Source organism: Microbacterium sp. sgz311019, from assembly GCF_056135325.1.
Genome location: NZ_JBWAXO010000003.1, coordinates 357,799 through 373,362, shown reverse-complemented (window position 1 = coordinate 373,362; position 15,564 = coordinate 357,799). Strand labels below are relative to the sequence as shown.

At 70.5% G+C, this 15,564-nt stretch carries 12 protein-coding genes; 5 read left to right on the top strand and 7 right to left on the bottom strand.

Annotated elements, in window-relative coordinates; all coding sequences use genetic code 11:
* Both AC0NZN_RS07015 and AC0NZN_RS07010 read right to left on the bottom strand, forming a co-directional pair.
* Window positions 1–312: a YciI family protein gene (locus AC0NZN_RS07015; RefSeq protein ID WP_474591562.1), complete on the bottom strand. Its 312-nt coding sequence runs from the start codon at window positions 310–312 to the stop codon at window positions 1–3.
* Window positions 309–1,547, bottom strand: a complete 1,239-nt coding sequence (locus tag AC0NZN_RS07010; protein ID WP_474591561.1) for a DNA polymerase domain-containing protein — start codon at window positions 1,545–1,547, stop codon at window positions 309–311. The genes AC0NZN_RS07015 and AC0NZN_RS07010 overlap by 4 nt, the downstream gene beginning before the upstream one ends.
* 337 nt (window positions 1,548–1,884) lie before the next feature.
* Here AC0NZN_RS07010 and AC0NZN_RS07005 point away from each other — a divergent pair, with 337 nt between their 5' ends.
* Both AC0NZN_RS07005 and AC0NZN_RS07000 read left to right on the top strand, forming a co-directional pair.
* Window positions 1,885–2,499, top strand: a complete 615-nt coding sequence (locus tag AC0NZN_RS07005; protein ID WP_474591560.1) for a ClpP family protease — start codon at window positions 1,885–1,887, stop codon at window positions 2,497–2,499.
* Window positions 2,496–3,083, top strand: coding sequence for a ClpP family protease (locus AC0NZN_RS07000; protein WP_474591559.1), 588 nt, complete (start codon window positions 2,496–2,498; stop codon window positions 3,081–3,083). Before AC0NZN_RS07005 ends, AC0NZN_RS07000 begins: the two co-directional genes overlap by 4 nt.
* A gap of 1 nt (window position 3,084) precedes the next feature.
* On the opposite strand, the gene AC0NZN_RS06995 is transcribed toward AC0NZN_RS07000, so the two are convergent.
* The 5 genes from AC0NZN_RS06995 to AC0NZN_RS06975 all read right to left on the bottom strand — a co-directional run bounded on the left by AC0NZN_RS06995 (window position 3,085) and on the right by AC0NZN_RS06975 (window position 10,454).
* A complete protein-coding gene (locus AC0NZN_RS06995; RefSeq protein ID WP_474591558.1) occupies window positions 3,085–3,423 on the bottom strand; it encodes a helix-turn-helix domain-containing protein in 339 nt (112 codons plus the stop codon).
* Window positions 3,424–3,488: 65 nt separating this feature from the next.
* The gene (locus AC0NZN_RS06990; protein WP_474591557.1) at window positions 3,489–6,083 is read right to left on the bottom strand and encodes an ATP-binding protein; all 2,595 of its coding nucleotides are present in this window, start codon (window positions 6,081–6,083) and stop codon (window positions 3,489–3,491) included.
* Window positions 6,084–6,147: 64 nt separating this feature from the next.
* Window positions 6,148–6,399: a DUF4242 domain-containing protein gene (locus AC0NZN_RS06985; protein ID WP_474591556.1), complete on the bottom strand. Its 252-nt coding sequence runs from the start codon at window positions 6,397–6,399 to the stop codon at window positions 6,148–6,150.
* A gap of 155 nt (window positions 6,400–6,554) precedes the next feature.
* Entirely contained in the window at window positions 6,555–9,359 is a 2,805-nt protein-coding gene (locus AC0NZN_RS06980) for a bifunctional YncE family protein/alkaline phosphatase family protein (RefSeq protein ID WP_474591555.1), read from the bottom strand.
* Window positions 9,360–9,569: 210 nt separating this feature from the next.
* Window positions 9,570–10,454 (bottom strand): Bax inhibitor-1/YccA family protein, encoded by an 885-nt coding sequence (locus tag AC0NZN_RS06975; RefSeq protein ID WP_474591622.1) that lies wholly within the window; start codon window positions 10,452–10,454, stop codon window positions 9,570–9,572.
* A gap of 120 nt (window positions 10,455–10,574) precedes the next feature.
* Between AC0NZN_RS06975 and AC0NZN_RS06970 the strand changes: the two genes are divergently transcribed.
* The 3 genes from AC0NZN_RS06970 (at window position 10,575) to ppk2 (ending at window position 15,561) form a co-directional block, all read left to right on the top strand.
* The gene (locus AC0NZN_RS06970; RefSeq protein WP_474591554.1) at window positions 10,575–11,543 is read left to right on the top strand and encodes a glycerophosphodiester phosphodiesterase family protein; all 969 of its coding nucleotides are present in this window, start codon (window positions 10,575–10,577) and stop codon (window positions 11,541–11,543) included.
* A 104-nt stretch (window positions 11,544–11,647) separates the two neighbouring features.
* On the top strand, window positions 11,648–14,707 hold the full coding sequence (locus AC0NZN_RS06965) for a hypothetical protein (protein ID WP_474591553.1): 3,060 nt from the start codon (window positions 11,648–11,650) through the stop codon (window positions 14,705–14,707).
* A 50-nt stretch (window positions 14,708–14,757) separates the two neighbouring features.
* Window positions 14,758–15,561: a polyphosphate kinase 2 gene (ppk2, locus tag AC0NZN_RS06960; RefSeq protein WP_474591552.1), complete on the top strand. Its 804-nt coding sequence runs from the start codon at window positions 14,758–14,760 to the stop codon at window positions 15,559–15,561.
* Window positions 15,562–15,564 lie beyond the last annotated feature (3 nt).

Here is a 15,564-nt window from a genome sequence, read left to right as displayed (position 1 = left end):
TCAGCCCGGTGAGACCAGCCACGGCCGGGTCCGCCACTCGCTGACCGCGCCCTCGACGACGAAGGGGTCGGATGCGGCGAACTCCTCGGCGCCGGCAGTCGAACGGAAGATGGCCATCGCTCCGGGCTGGCCCTCCTCCGGCACAGGGAAGGGGCCGATCATGACGAGCTCGCCCGGACGCTCCGCGCGGAACCGCTGCCCGTAGGCGTTGTGGGCGGGGAAGAGGGCGCCGATCCGCTCGCGCGCTCCGGGTTCGGAGAAGTAGAGCAGCAGGACGTGCTCGATCCAGGCCGGGCGGCCTTCGTCGGTCATGATGCGTCCTCTCGTCCCGGCCAGACTTTTCCGGCCCACGGGTCGTAGTCGGCGATCAGCTCCTCCTGCGCGGGGCGCTCGGCCTCGGGCACGTGCTGCAGGTTGATGCGCACGCGGTACCAGAGCGAGCTCGACCCGCGCATCCCGTCGACGAGCACGTCAGCGGGCTGCAGCTGCGCGGCGACTGTCGCGTGCGACGCCGTCCACTGCTCGAGCGCCTCCATCGCCTCGGGCTTCGTCCTCGTGCGGGCGACCTCGATGAGCGGCATCGTCGAGACCCGGCGCCCCGACCCGTCGCCGCCGCGCGGCGGCTTCTCGGCAGGCCCGAGCTCCGTGGCCAGCGCGAGCAGGGCGTCGAGGGAACCGGCATCCCGATCGATGCCCTCGTGCGGATCGCCGATCTCCGCGAACCGCGCGCGCACGGTCGCGACCGTGAACTCCTCCGGCCGGCGCAGCCGCACCTCGTCCCACGCGAGCGGGGTCGACACCCGGGCATCCGGCAGCGGACGGATCGAATAGGCGGAGGCGACGGTGCGGTCCTTCGCGTTCTGGTTGAAGTCGACGAACACGCTCTCGCCACGCTCCTCTTTCCACCACCGGGCGGTCGCGAGACCGGGTGCGCGATTCTCGACCTCGCGGGCGAGGGTCTCCGCCGCGAGCCGGACGGTCTTGAAATCCCACTCGGGCCGGATGCGGACGAGGATGTGCATGCCCCGCGATCCGCTCGTCTTCGGCCAGCCGACGAGCCCGTGGTCATCCAGCACCTCCCGTGCGACGAACGCCACGTCGACGATCTGCGACCAGTCGACGCCGGGCATCGGGTCGAGATCGACGCGCAGCTCGTCGGGGTGCTCGAGGTCGCCGGCCCGCACGGCGTGCGGGTTGAGGTCGAGGCACCCGAGGTTCGCGACCCACGCGAGGCCGGCGGCATCCGTCACCACCGCCTCCTCGGCGGAGCGACCGGAGGCGTAGTTCAGCACGGCGGTGCCGATGTAGTCCGGATGGTCGCCGACCCGCTTCTGGAAGAACGGCTCGGCGTCGATGCCCTTCACGAAGCGCTTGAGCACCATGGGGCGGCCGCCCGCGCCGCGCAGCGCGCCCTCGGCGACGGACACGTAGTACTCGACGATGTCGAGCTTCGTCAGCCCGGCTTCGGGGAAGACGACCTTGTCGGGGTGCGACACGCGCACCTCGCGGTCGTCGATCTGGAGGAACGTCTCGGCTCGCCCTGACATGAGCCACACGTTACTCGCGCCCCTCTCCCGCCGCCCAGCGGGCCGTTTCTCAGTCTGCGTGTGGTCGCGTGGTCTGGCCGGCCCCGGAAATCCGCGGGTTCGGGTGGGGCGCCGTCGACGGAAGACTGAGAACGGGTATACGGGGCGGGCGGATCCGGTGGAGTTGTGCGGGCGGCGGCCGCCGGGGGCGCCTCCGCGCGGGGCGCCTCCGCGCGGGGCGCCTCCGGGCGGGGCGGATCTGCGCGGGGCGCCTCCGCGCGGGGCGGATCTGCGCGGGGCGGATCTGCCCCCGGGCGAACACCGCCCAACGCGCCGCCGGCCGAGCGACAGTGAACGCATGGCAGAAGACACGAAGATCCCGGTGTTCGGCGGCGAGGCCCGCCGAGAGCTCTATCAGCAGCGCGTGCTCGTCCTGGACGGCGTCCTGGACGACGACAACGGCACCCTTCTCGCGACGCAGCTGCTCGCGCTCGCGGCGGAGGATGCCGTGTCCGACATCGCCCTCTGGATCCACTCGCCGGGGGGATCCGTTCCGGCGATGCTGGCGATCCGCGACGTGATGCGGCTCATCCCCAATGACGTCGCGACGCTGGCGCTCGGGCTCGCGTGCAGCGCCGGGCAGTTCCTGTTGTCGGCCGGCACCCGGGGCAAGCGGCGCGCCCTGCCGCATGCCCGCATCCTGATGCACCAGGGCTCGGCAGGGATCGGCGGCACCACCGTCGACGTCGAGGTGCAAGCCGCCGACCTCCGACACACGCGCGACACCGTGCTCGCCCTCGTCGCCGAGGACACCGGCCAGCCGCTGGAGCGGATCTTCGAGGACTCGCTGCACGACCGCTGGTACACGGCATCCGAGGCCCTCGACTACGGATTCATCGACGCGATCGTCTCGGAGTTCTCCGAGGTGTCTCCGCGTCGCAAGCGCACGGCCGGACTGGGGGTGGCGGCATGAGCAGCTACACGATCCCGAGCGTCATCAGCCGCGATCCGCGCGGCGACCGCATCATGGACGTCTACTCGCACCTGCTCGCCGAGCGGGTCGTCTACCTCGGCACGGCGATCGACGCGGGTGTCGCCAATGCGCTGATCGCGCAGCTGCTGCACCTCGACGCCGACAGCCAGGACCGCGACATCCAGCTCTACATCAACTGCGAGGGCGGAGACGAGGCCGCCATGCTCGCCGTCTACGACACCATGCAGCACGTGCGCCCGGATGTCGCGACCACCTGTATCGGGCAGGCCGTCGGCGTCGGCGCCGTCATGCTCGCGGCCGGGGCGCCGGGCAAACGCGCCGTGCTGCCCCACGCGCGGGTCGTGCTGCACCAGCCCGCGGGCCAGGGACGCGGGGCGATCCCCGACCTGATCCTGCAGGCCGACGAGCTGGTGCGCGTGCGGGCGGAGGTCGAAGAGCTCCTGGCGAGGCACACCGGACAGGATGCGGCGCGCCTGCGCGCCGACACCGACCGCGACCGAGTGTTCACAGCGACCGACGCGGTGGCCTACGGACTGGTCGACCGCGTGCTGGAGCGGGTCTGAGCTATGCGGCGCGCAGGACGGCGCCGGTGGATGCGGGCGCCAGCCGCTCGGAGACGGCCCGGGTGAGATCGAGCAGCGTGAGGTCGAGGGCACCGGCGACGGCGGCGAGCATCTCGCTCGAGGGGTCCTTGAGGCCCCGCTCCATCTCCGACAGATACTGCGGCGAGACGCCGGAGCGCCGAGCGGTGTCGCTGAGGCGATCGCCGCGCTCGTGGCGGGCGGTGCGGAGCACGTTTCCCACGGCCTCGCGCCACAGCGGTGCGAGTGCGGGCGGCGCGGGCTGGACGGGCCGTCGCTCGGGGACGACCGGTCGCGCGGGGAAGGGGATGATCTCGGCCATGCCGCCACGATAGGCCGGGGGCGGGCATCCGTCCGGTCGTTCCGCCGACAGCAGAACGTTTCGCGTCAGACGGCAGCGAGCGGACCGCCGTCGCGGCGCGCGGCGGCCACAGCCCGGGCGCGGGTCGGCTCGCCGAGCTTGCGCAGCACCGCGGAGACGTGGTGCTCGACCGTACGTGGCGAGAGCACCAGCCGATCGGCGATCTGCGCCGTCGACAGGCCCTCGTCGAGCAGCATCAGCACGTCGAGCTCGCGGTCGGTGAGCCGGCCCGGCCGTGTCCTCGTCGCGGCGCGCGGCCGGCGAGGCAGCGGCAGCCCGCGCTCGCGCCGGGTGCGCACGATGGCGTCGGCCGCCGCCCGAGCGCCGAGGCGCTCGAAGGTGCGGATCGCGGCATCCGTCGACTCGGCATCGAGGGAGAGCGTGCGTGCGTACGCCGCCCACACCGTGCTCCCGAGCTCCGCCCACAGGGCGGCGGCGGATGCCGTGTCCCCGGCGATCTGCCGTGCGAAGGGCTCGGCGAGGGCGACGTCGGCAGGCGGCTCGATCCCCGCCAGAAGCCGCCACCAGGCGAGCTCGCCCGCAGCCCACGGATCGTGGTGCTCGAGCGCCAGTCGCCACGCGGCCTCGGTGGCGGGGCCGATCTCGTCGGCGTCTCCGCGCAGCCAGGCATCCTCCGCCGCCGCGCACGCCACGGGGCCGAGCCGCTGCAGCTCGCCGGTCGCATCGGCCAGGGAGGAGGCGAATTCGAGAAGCTCGCGGGAGTCTTCTCCGCAGCGCGCCCGGACGCGCGCAGCCGAGGCGGCGGCCGGGATGGCGGTGATCGGGGCCGTGTCGGGGTGGCCGAGGACGAGCTCGGCGTCCGCAAGCGCCTCGTCGAACCGCCCCACCTCCGCGAGCGTCAGGCACCGGGAGGCGCGCATGTAGCGTGCCCAGGAGTCCAGGTCGCGCTCCTCGCAGTATGCGATCCCGGCATCCAATCGGGCGAGCGCGGCAGCGCAGCGATGCTGCTCCACGGCCATCGATCCCAGGTTCGTGTACGCGCGGGCGACATGCTCGTGCAGGTCGGCGGCCAGGGCGAGGTCGAGGCTGTGCGCCAACAGGGCCTCGCCCTCGGCGATCCGGCCCTCCAGCATGGCGGTCGTGCCGAGGTTGTTCAGCGCGTGGGCCTCGATGTCGCCGTCTCCGAGCTCTCGGGCGAGCTGCAGCGCCCGCTCGCCCCAGCGCTCCGCTTCGGCGGCGTCCTTGGCGAGCATCCGCAGCTGGGCGAGGTTGCTGTACGCCATCGCGAGGCGCGCGTCCGGTCCGAGCGGCTCCAGGGTCGCGATCGCCTTCGCGCCGTAGCGCTCGGCGTCGGCACCGCGCCCGAGGAACCACGACAGTCGAGACAGCCAGCGCTCATCGTCGCCGATGCTCGACGCGTCGCCCATGAGCTCATGGAGTTCGAGGGCCCGCTGTCGGGCGGAGATCGCCTCCGGCAGCTGGTCCGTGAGGTAGCACTCGTACGACAGCGCGACGAACAGCGCCGCTCGCTCGCCGGGCGGGAGGCCCGCCTGAGTCGAGTGACCGAGGGCCATCCGGTAGTGCGCGACCGCCTCGCGGTGCGCGCCGAGTCGCGCGGCCAGCTCGGCCGCGCGCGTCGCATGGACGGTGGCGACCGCATCCTCCCCGCACCCGGCCGCGTGGTGCGCAAGGGTGCGGTGATCCTCGGGGGTGCGCCTCGTGAGCGCGGCGAGAGCGTCGGCGTGCAGCCGGCTGCGCTGCACCGCTGACAGACTGCGCGAGACCGCTTCGCGGGCGAGGTCGTGCCGGAACGCGAGGCCTCCCTCGCCGCGGACGAGCACACCGGCCTCGAGGCATCCGTCGACCGCGGCCAGCCCCTGCCCGGACACGGCGACCAGGAGCCCTTGGTCGGCCGCCGTTCCGAGGACGGCTGCCGCGCCCGCGACTTCCTGAGCCGCGGCATCCATGCGGGCCACCCGGGCGAGGATCGCGTCGCTCACCGTCGCAGGCAGTGACAGCGACTCGCCGCCGTCGGCCACCACCTCGGTCACGAAGAAGGCGTTCCCGCCCGTGCGGGCATGCAGGAGCACGGGATCGACGGTCGCACCCGAGGCGGCGGCGAGCTCGGCGACGCCGTCCACGCTGAGCGGGGGGACCTGCAGGCGCCGCACGCCGGGAACCCCGGCGAGATCGCCCAGCAGACGGGTGAGGGGATGCCGCGGCCCGGTCTCGTCGTCCCGGTACGTGCCCACGATGAGCACCGGGATGCCGTCGAGCCGCCGCCCGAGGTAGCGGAGTGCGTCGAGCGTCGCTCCGTCGGCCCAGTGCAGATCCTCGAGGACGAGCAGGCCGGGTGCGGCGCGCAGTTCCTCACGCAGCCGGCGGAAGAGGCGGATGCGGTCGCCCTCACCCGCCGTGAGCGTCTCGATCTCGGGCACGGCATCGACGAACGCGGCCAGAGCCGCGGCGGTCGTCACGTTGTCGACACCGCCCACACGCACCGTGCTGCGGCCGCCGGCGTCTGCGGCGAGGGCACGCACCAGGGCCGACTTTCCGACGCCGGCCTCGCCCCCGAGGAACACGATCGCGCCGCGCCCGGCGACCGCGACATCGACGCCGTCGGTGAGATCGGCCAGGAGCACTTCCCGCTCGACGAGCATGGGACCATTGTGGCCACGCGCGCACCCCGTGTCACGGTCGGCGCGCGCGTGGCCGTCCCCAGCCTCAGACCCCCTCGCTCACCTCGTAGATCTCGTCGGCGACCAGGCCGTGCGCCTCACGGTGCACGGTGCTCGCGTCCTCCGCGCTCGGCGCGTCGACGAGGCAGAAGATCTTGCCGTTCCCCTCGTCCACCCAGTAGCGCAGGTAATGCACGCCGTAGGCGTCCTGCGTCGCGAGATCTGCGGCGTGGGCGCCGGCGACGTCGCTCAGCTGCACGCCGCTGTCGAGGCTGTGGACATCCATGTAGAGAGCCATGACGGGTTCCTTCCCCAGTGAGGCGACCGGTTGGCCGCAGAACCGATCTCACTCCGGAACACGCACGCGCACATGGGGCGAACCACCCATATTCCCCAGCCCGTACGCACGTGCACCCGGGGACTGATCCGCCCCCGGGTGCACGTCGCCACGGATCAGCCGTCGGCGTCGGTCGTGCCGCCTGCCGTCGGCGTCACCTGATCGGGTGCGAGGATCTTCTTGTCACCCGGGTACGGCGTGGTCCAGTTGTGCGTCTGGTACCACGTCCACCGGTTCATGAGGGCCGGGTCGGCCTCGTCCGGGATCGCGCCGTTGCCGGTGAGAGCCTCGCCCTGCGCCCACTTCTCCCACTTGGCCGCGACCTCCTTCTCTGAGGCGGGGACGGATGCTGCGGCCGCTGCATCCGCATTCACCTTCGCCGCAGCCGCGCCGGTCTGGCCGAGCGTGTCGAGACCACAGGACGGAGCCGTCACGACGCCCTCGGTGAGCGGGACCTCGTTGCGCACGGCCGTGTACGGCGTCATGTCCGCCTTGCCGGCGAAAGCGCCATACATCGGCGTGGCCGCCGCGATCTTCTCGTTGAGCGGCTGCGCGGCGAGGATCTGCTCGATCGTGCGCACCACCGAGATCTGCGAGTAGTACGTGTCGACGGTCTGGCCGTGCTGCGCCCAGGGGCTGATGACCTGCACGGGGGAGCGGTGCCCGTCGACGTGGTCGGCGCCGTCCTGGCTGTCGTCCTCGAGCACGAAGATCGCCGAGTCCGCCCAGTACTTGCTGTGCGAGATCTCGTCGACGATCTTGCCGACGGCGAGGTCGTTGTCGGCGACCTGGGCCTCAGGATCGGCGGTGCCGCCCGTGTGGTCGCTCGAGAGCCACATCATGTTCAGCGACGCCGGCCCGTTCTTCTCGAAATCCTGCTTCCAGATCGAGTAGCGGTAGGTGTCCGGGATGGCGGTGTCGAACTTCGGGTAGTCGTGGTTCGTGATCGAGTTCAGCGAGGCGATCGGCGACTCGGTGTCCTGCTTGATCGACGCATCCGTCAGTTGCGCGGGGTCGCCGCCGCCCATGACGCTGCTCGCCGCGCAGTAGTAGTTCTGCCAGGTCGCCGTCGGCGGCTTCGTCTCGAACTGCGTGAACTCGCCGAAGTTCTTCGCTGTGCCGCCGGCCTGCTGCACCGCGGTCCAGAGGAAGCCCGAGCGCTGGTGGCCGAGCACGTCGTCCTCGGTGTCGTAGGAACGGGTGTACTCGCCCGCGCTCGACTCGGTGTACTCCGGGTTGTCGCCTTGCATCAGCCAGTTGTGGCCTTCGGCGGAGTTCGTGCCGATGTCGTACGTGTTGTCGTACAGGCCGAACTGCGTCGCGAGCGCGTGCTGGTTCGGCGTGACCTTCTGGCCGAACTGGGCGAGGCTCGCGTCGCCGTTGCCCTGCGTCATGTCGCCGTACACCTGGTCATAGGTGCGGTTCTCCTTCACGAGCAGGAACACGTGCTTGATCGTGGAGGGGTCGCCGACCCGCGCAGGCACCGGCACGGCAGCGGCCTTCTGGCCGTTCGCCTGCTGCAGCGAGCTGTCCGTCCACCCGTTCTGCGTGAACACCGTCGCCGTGTACTTCGCGATGTCCTTGTCGCTCGGAAGGGTGAACCGCGTGAGCGAGCCGGTCGTGGAGTGGGTGCCGTGACCCGTGGCGGAGACGGTGCCCTGCCCCTTGTTGAAGGTGAGCTCGGGTCCACGGGCATCGATCCCGCGTGTGTTCGTCACGACGACCTGCCCGTTCGCGCTTGCGACGGCGGCGGGGTAGTAGTCCGTCGGGAGAAGTCCGACGAGGCTCGCCGGCGATCGCGGGTCTTTGTCGACGGCGTATACCGCGACCGCATTGGCGCGGCCGAGCGTGACGAGCAGGCGCCCGTTCACGACCGTGATGCCGGTCGGCTCGTATCCCACGGCCGACTTCGTCCAGGGCTGGGTGCTGATCGTCTGCACGACCTGGTCGGAGGTCGTGTCGATGACCGACACCGTGTCGCTGTTCGTGTTCGCCACATAAAGCGTCGTGCCCTCGAGGTGCATCGCGGTGGGGTGCAGGCCGACACCGATGGACGCCACGGCGGCGCCGGTGTTCGCAGTGTCGATGACGCTCACCGTTCCGGTGGTCGTCGTGCCGAGGAACGCGTCCGCCGGCACCTGTGTGCCGTACGAGTTGATCGTCGTGTCGCCCGCGGTGGCGGTACGGCCGCCCTCGTTGCTCACATACAGCCGGTTGCCGACGAACTGCAGACTCCGCGGGGCGATGCCGACGTTCCACGTGCGCAGGACGGCGCCCGTCGTCGGGTCGATCGCGACGACGGTGTTCTGGCCGTTGACGGCTGCGTACAGCGTCGCGCCGTCAGGGGAGTACACGGCCTTGCCAGTGAGCGCCTGTGTGCCGCCGACCGTGGGGATGGACACCTTGACGCCCGCGCCGAGCGTGCCGTCGGGGTTGACCGGGAAGCGGGTGAGGCCGGTGGCCTCGGGCAGCCAGACGAAGGCGCCGTCGGGCGAGAAGGTGGGGCCTTCCTGGCCGACGGTGCCGTCCGACAGCTTCTGATTCGCCCCCGCGGCGGTGCCGACCGTCCAGATCAACTTGTACGACCGCAGGTCGAAGATCTGCAGGGCGATCGACTTGTCCGTGCTCGTCGCGGCGAGGAACCGGCCGTCGGGGCTCACGGTGGAGCCCATGAACTTGCCATTGGTGGAAACCAGCCGATCGCCGATCGGCTTGATGATCTGGTTGTCGGAGAGCTGGATGCCGTCGTTGTACGGCGTGCCGACCTGATTGACGCCGAATCCGATCGTCGACGCGGTGGCGATGCCGCCGCCGACGACCGCGATCGCGCAGCCGGCGGCTGCGCTGATGAACAGCCCCCGCCGGCTCAGCCGACGCTTGCGCTTCGGCTGTTCGCCGGTGCCCTGACGTGCCTCGTGCATGGTGTGCCTTCCGATGGTCGTGACCTGCTGGGAGGCGGATCCACGGGGTGGATGCGCCGACGGTCACGCTAGGGAGGGCGAACGACGGCCGATGATCCGGGTCACGAACGACCGGTGAATGTCGCGTGAGGGCGGTCTCATATGAACGGGCCTGCGCGACGAACGACGACGGCCGCCCGGGGATCCCGGGCGGCCGTCGTGGGTCGTGCGCTAGTTGCTTCTCGCGATGGCGAGGATGCGGAGCACCTCGATGTACAGCCAGACGACCGTCACCATGATGCCGAAGCCGCCGATCCAGCCGTACTGTCGGGGCGCGCCGTTGCGGACGCCCTGCTGGATCATGTCGAAGTCGAGCACCAGTGAGTAGGCCGCCATGATCACGACGAAGACGCCGATGAGGAGGCCGAGCGGGATGCCCAAGACCTTGACGCTGTAGATGCCGAACATGCCCGCCGAACCGGCCGGGAACGCGCCGAACAGCATCAGCACGACGTTCAGGAGCGCGAAGACCAGGTAGCCGATCATCGCGATCATCCAGATCTTCGTGGCCCGCTTCGACGCACGCACCTTGCCGCTGGCGAACAGCGCCAGCGTGACGCCGACCACCGAGAGGGTGGCGAGGGTCGCCTGCACGACGATGCCGGGGAAGAGGTACTCGAAGAACGCCGAGATCGACCCGACGAACAGGCCCTCCAGCGCGGCGTAGGCGAAGATGAGCGGCGGGCGCACCTTCTTCGAGAACGAGACGACCATGGCGAGCACGAAGCCGCCGAGGGCGCCGATGATCCACGGCATCGCGGTCGGCTGCGGGTTGGCGGCCGTGACCGGCGCCATCGTCCACACCCAGCCGACGACCGAGGTCACGAGAAGGATCGCGAAGAGGCCGACGGTCTTCCAGACCGTGTCCTCGATGGTCATGCGGCCGGTCTCGCGGGCGCCGGCCGGGGGCGCCGCGAAGGCGCCTTCGATCTGTGCCTGGGTGGCCACGTCGACGGCGGGCGGGGGCGTGTAGGCGGTCTGACCGCCCGCGGTCGCCTGCGTCTTGCGCGGATCCTGGAAAGCGGGATTGTTGAAGGCGGGGTTCGCCGAGACCATGCTCGTCACACTCCTGGTTGGTGGACACCACTGTGATGTCATTTCCCACATTAGCTCGCCCTTACCTCGCTGTGCTCGGTTGATACTGAGAGACCTCTCGGAGCCGCATAGCCTTTGTGCGTGACCATCGTCATCGGGCACCGCGGCGCCCCGGGGTACCGTCCCGAGCACACCCGCTCCTCGTACCTGCTCGCTTTCGCGATGGGAGCGGATGCGGTCGAGCCCGACGTGGTCGTCTCGCGCGACGGCGTGCTCGTCGTGCGGCACGAGAACGAGATCTCCGGGACCACCGATGTGGCGCAGCATCCCGAGTTCGCCGATCGCCGGACGACGAAGATCGTGGACGGCGAGCAGCTCACCGGCTGGTTCGCCGAGGACTTCGACTGGGCGGAGCTGGCGACCCTCCGTGCCCGGGAGCGGCTGCCCCGCATCCGCCCGCAGAGCGCCGAGCACGACGGGGAGGAGCCGATCCTCCGGCTGCGCGATGTGCTCGACCTCGCCCGCGCCGAGTCGGCCCGCACCGGGCGCGACCTCGGGGTCGTCGTGGAGATCAAGCACGCGACCTACTTCGCGTCGATCGGGTGGGATGCGGCGGCCCTTGTGGCCGCGGAGCTCCGGGGTGCGGGCTGGGCGGGCGGGGAGAGGCCGCTGTGGATCGAGTCGTTCGAGGCATCCGTGCTCGACCGGCTGAAGGAGATCGGCATCCCCGCCCCCACCGTCTTCCTGATGGAGGCGTCCGGCGCGCCCAACGACCTCGTCGCCGCCGGCGAACCGATGGAATACGCCGAGCTCATGTCGCCCGCCGGCCTCGATGCCCTCGTCGGCCGGGTCGACGGCATCAGCGTCGACAAGCAGGTGCTCCTGCGCCCGCATCCACGGGTCGTCGCCGACGCGCACGAACGCGGTCTCACCGTGTTCACGTGGACCTGTCGGCCGGAGAACATGTTCCTGGCCGCGCGGCATCGCCGGCTCGGCGAGGCGGCGACTTTCGGCGACTACCGGCGGGAATGGGCGGCGATCCGCGCCCTCGGCGTCGACGGCGTCTTCGTCGACCATCTCGACCTCGGGGTCGAAGCCTTCCGGGCCTGACGGTTACCAGACCGGCAGCGGATGCGGTGAACGCACCGCCTATCGTTATCGGCCCGTCATCGAAATCGCGTGGGCGACCGCCGACCCCCGCCTAGGCTCTAGGGATGACCACGGCGAGGCGACGCGGAATCGTCGCTGTCGTCACCGGGGTCGTGCTCCTCGCAATGGGTCTCGGGGTGGCATACGAGGTGGGTGATGCGCTCGGCATCCGCACCGAGCACGCCGAGCAGATGACGCCCGCCGCTCCGGTCGCCGCTCGGGCCGCCGTCGCTGTCGCTCCGCCGCAGCTCGGCGAGATCACCGCTCCTCGAGGGGTGCGCGTCGGCGTCGCTCTGGACGAGCTGCACTCCGCGGTCGAGGCCGCGACGACGCACGTCGGCACCGTCGCGATCACGGTGGACGACGCGCCGCCGGGCGCGGATGACGGGTACACGCTCGCGGGGGATGCGTCGACCCTCCGCATCCACGCATCCACCGAGTCCGGCGCGGTGCGCGGTGTCTATGACCTCGCCGCACAGGTGCGTGCATCCGAGCCGCTCAGCGCTCTTCTCGGGACGCACGCCGCCTCGAGGCTGCCGCTGCGGATGACCGATCTCGGCGCGGTCGGCGTGACACCCGACCCTGCCCAGTGGGCTCCGGGCACCGACTACTCGCACGCGTCGAAGGCGTTCGAGGATGTGTTCTTGGCGAAGGCCCCCTACATCGACAAGACGGCGCTCGCCGCGGCGTACAAGGACTTCGACGCGTTCCTGCGCCACTCGCTCGCCAACGGCTACAACGCCGTCGCCTTCCCCGGCTTCGCCGAGTTCATGACGTTCGACGACGTGCCGGGCGGCCCGGTGTACGCCCGCGGCGACGAGCACCGCGCCCGCGCGCTCGCGATGCGCCAGGCGTTCGCGCCGTTCTGGGCGCGCGCTCACGACCTCGGCATGAAGGTCTACCTCCGCACCGACATGCTGGCTCTCACGGGACCGCTCGAGACCTTTCTGAAGAACCGGTTCGGCTCGCTCGACACCGAGAACCCGAAGCTCTGGGACGTGTACACGGCCGGGCTCGACGAACTGTACAAGGCGACGCCGGACCTCGACGGCGTGCTGATCCGCATCGGCGAGGCGGGCACCGTGTACGGCGTCGCCGGCTGGGACTACTACTCGGCCCTCGACGTCACCTCCGTCACGGCCGTGCGCACGATGCTCACGTCCTTCACAGCGCAGGCCGAGGCATCCGACCGCGAGGTCATCTTCCGAACCTGGTCGGTGGGAGTCGGCGACGTGGGCGACATGCACACGGATGCCGCCTCCTACCAGGCGGTCCTCAGCGGCATCGACTCGCCGAAGCTGATCGTGTCGACGAAGTACACGCTCGGCGACTTCTACTCGTGGCTGCCCCTCAACACGACCCTGCAGCAGGGCTCGCAGCGGCGCATCGTCGAGTTCCAGAGCCGGCGCGAGTTCGAGAACTACGGGGCGTTCCCGAACGACCTCGGCACGCAGTACCAGTGGGCGATGCGGCAGCTGCTGGCGGCGAACCCCAAGATCGAGGGCGTCTGGACCTGGACGCAGGATGGCGGCCCCTGGCGCGCCGGCCCGATGTCGCTGTACCTGAAGGCGGGCTTCTGGCAGCTGTACGAGCTGAACACGCAGCTGACCGCCGAGGTCGCCCGCGACCCGAACACCGATGTCTCGGCAGTCACCGAGAAGTGGGCGCGCGAGTGGTTCTCCGACGACCCGAAGACCGTGAACGCGATCACGACGGCGATGACGAGCTCGCGCGACGCCATCGAGCACGGCGTGTACGTCGCGCCGTTCGCGAAGCAGCGTGTGCTCGCGATCGGGCTGCAGCCGCCACCCATGATGTGGATCTTCGAGTGGGACATCCTGACCGGTGACTCGGCCGTCCTCGACGTGCTGTACTCCATCGTCCGGGATTCGGGCACGCAGGGCGTCGAGTCGGCCATCGCGGACGGGCACAAGGCCATCGCGGATGTCCAGCGGATGCGCGGTCTCGTCACGTCGACCGATGCCTCCACCTGGAAGTCGCCCGACGCGCGCCACGCGTTCGTCTCTACCCTCGACTACGAGCTCGACACGCTGAGGCTGCTCGGCTCGTACCGGTCGATGATCCTCCACCAGGGTCAGTGGCACGACACGATGTCGCCGGTGGCCGCGGCGGCGTACGAGTCCGACCGCGCGCAGTTCGAGAAGCTCGCCGCCGCGCACCTCGCCACCTACGACGGGGATGTGAATCACCCCGCGCTGAACCTCACGGCGGCCCAGCTCGGCGTGCAGCGCGGAGAGCGCGACGCGGCCATGGCCTGGATCGCTCGCGGCCTGCTGGCCCTGTCGCTCGCTTGGGTCGTGATCGGCATGATCGCCGCGCGGACGCGCCTCGTGGCGAAGCCCGGCGCAGCGGCCGCCCGTGCGGCGTGGATCTCGTCGACGCGTCCGTGGCGCGCCCGCGAGTCGACCCTCGGCATGCTGGAGCTTGATCGCTGGCTGCTCCTCACGATCCCGGTCGCGCTGCTCGTCGCGACGCGCGCCGTGCAGACGTCGTTCCTGTCATGGACGAACCTCGCGATCATCGTCTGCGCCTGGGTCGTCTTCGCGGTGGTCCTCCGGCTGTTCCTGTGGCGGCGGTCGCCGTGGCCGGTCATCGCCGCGGTCGGCGGGGTCATCGTCCTGCGCTGCATCGTCACACTGTTCGCCCTGTCGTTCACCGGCCCGGGCGGCTACTGGTTCGCGTTCTGGACCGACCCGACGCTTCGCATGGTCTACATCGCGATCGCGTTCGCCCTGTTCGTCTGGGTCTTCGTGGCCGCGGGGTGGGCGCTCGTGGCCCAGATCGGCGCACGCCGCGCAACCGGGTTCGTGCTGGCCGCGGTCGGCGCGGGCCTGCTCGTCCCCTCGGTCGTCGTCGGCGCGATCGGCCTGGAGACGGCGCTGACCGCGTGGAACGACGAGATGGGCCTGCTGCCGTGGGGGCTGTCGCGCATCCTCGGCATCACGACCTACCTCGGAATCCCGGATGTCACGCCCTGGGCCGCGGCCGGGTTCGGCGCGACGCTCCTCGTGATCGGTGTGCTGCTCGCCCTGCCGTGGCGCCGCGCGCGAGGGCGGCGGGCCGGGGCCGCCGGGGTCCTACATTCCGGGTTCGCACAGGTCTAGGCTGGCGCCACGCCGCCCGTCGACGAGCGGCCGAGCATCAGGAGACACCGTTGTCGAAGAAGCACGAGGACGCGGCCGACGACCGTCTGTCGCGCAAGAAGTACGACAAGCAGCTGAAGAAACTCCACGTGGAGCTCGTCACCCTGCAGGAGTGGGTGAAGCAGTCCGGCGCCAAGATCTGCATCGTGTTCGAAGGGCGCGACGGGGCCGGCAAAGGCGGCACCATCAAGGCGATCACCGAGCGCGTGAGTCCGCGCGTGTTCCGCGTCGTGGCGCTTCCGGCGCCCACCGAGCGCGAGAAGAGCCAGATGTACATCCAGCGCTACATCGCCCACTTCCCTGCGGCAGGGGAGGTCGTGATCTTCGACCGCAGCTGGTACAACCGGGCCGGCGTCGAGCGCGTGATGGGGTTCACCGACGAAGCGACATCGAAGAAGTTCCTGCAGCAGGTGCCGTTCGTCGAGCAGTCGATGGTCGACTCCGGGATCATCCTGTTGAAGTACTGGCTCGAGGTCAGCCCCGAGGAGCAGACGCGGCGCCTGGAGAGCCGCATCACCGACGGCCGCAAGATCTGGAAGCTCTCGGACATGGATCTGAAGTCGTACAGCCGCTGGTACGACTACTCGCGGGCGCGCGACGACATGTTCGCCGCCACCGACACGCCGAACGCGCCGTGGCACGTGGCGGTCTCGGACGACAAGAAGCGCGCGCGGCTGAACATCATCTCGCACCTTCTGTCGCAGATCCCCTACGAGCAGGTGCCGCACAAGGAGCCGGTTCTCCCCCCGCGCCAGAAGCCCGGCGACTACGTCGACCCGCACTATCCCTTCCGGTACGTGCCGAACCGCTTCTAGCGG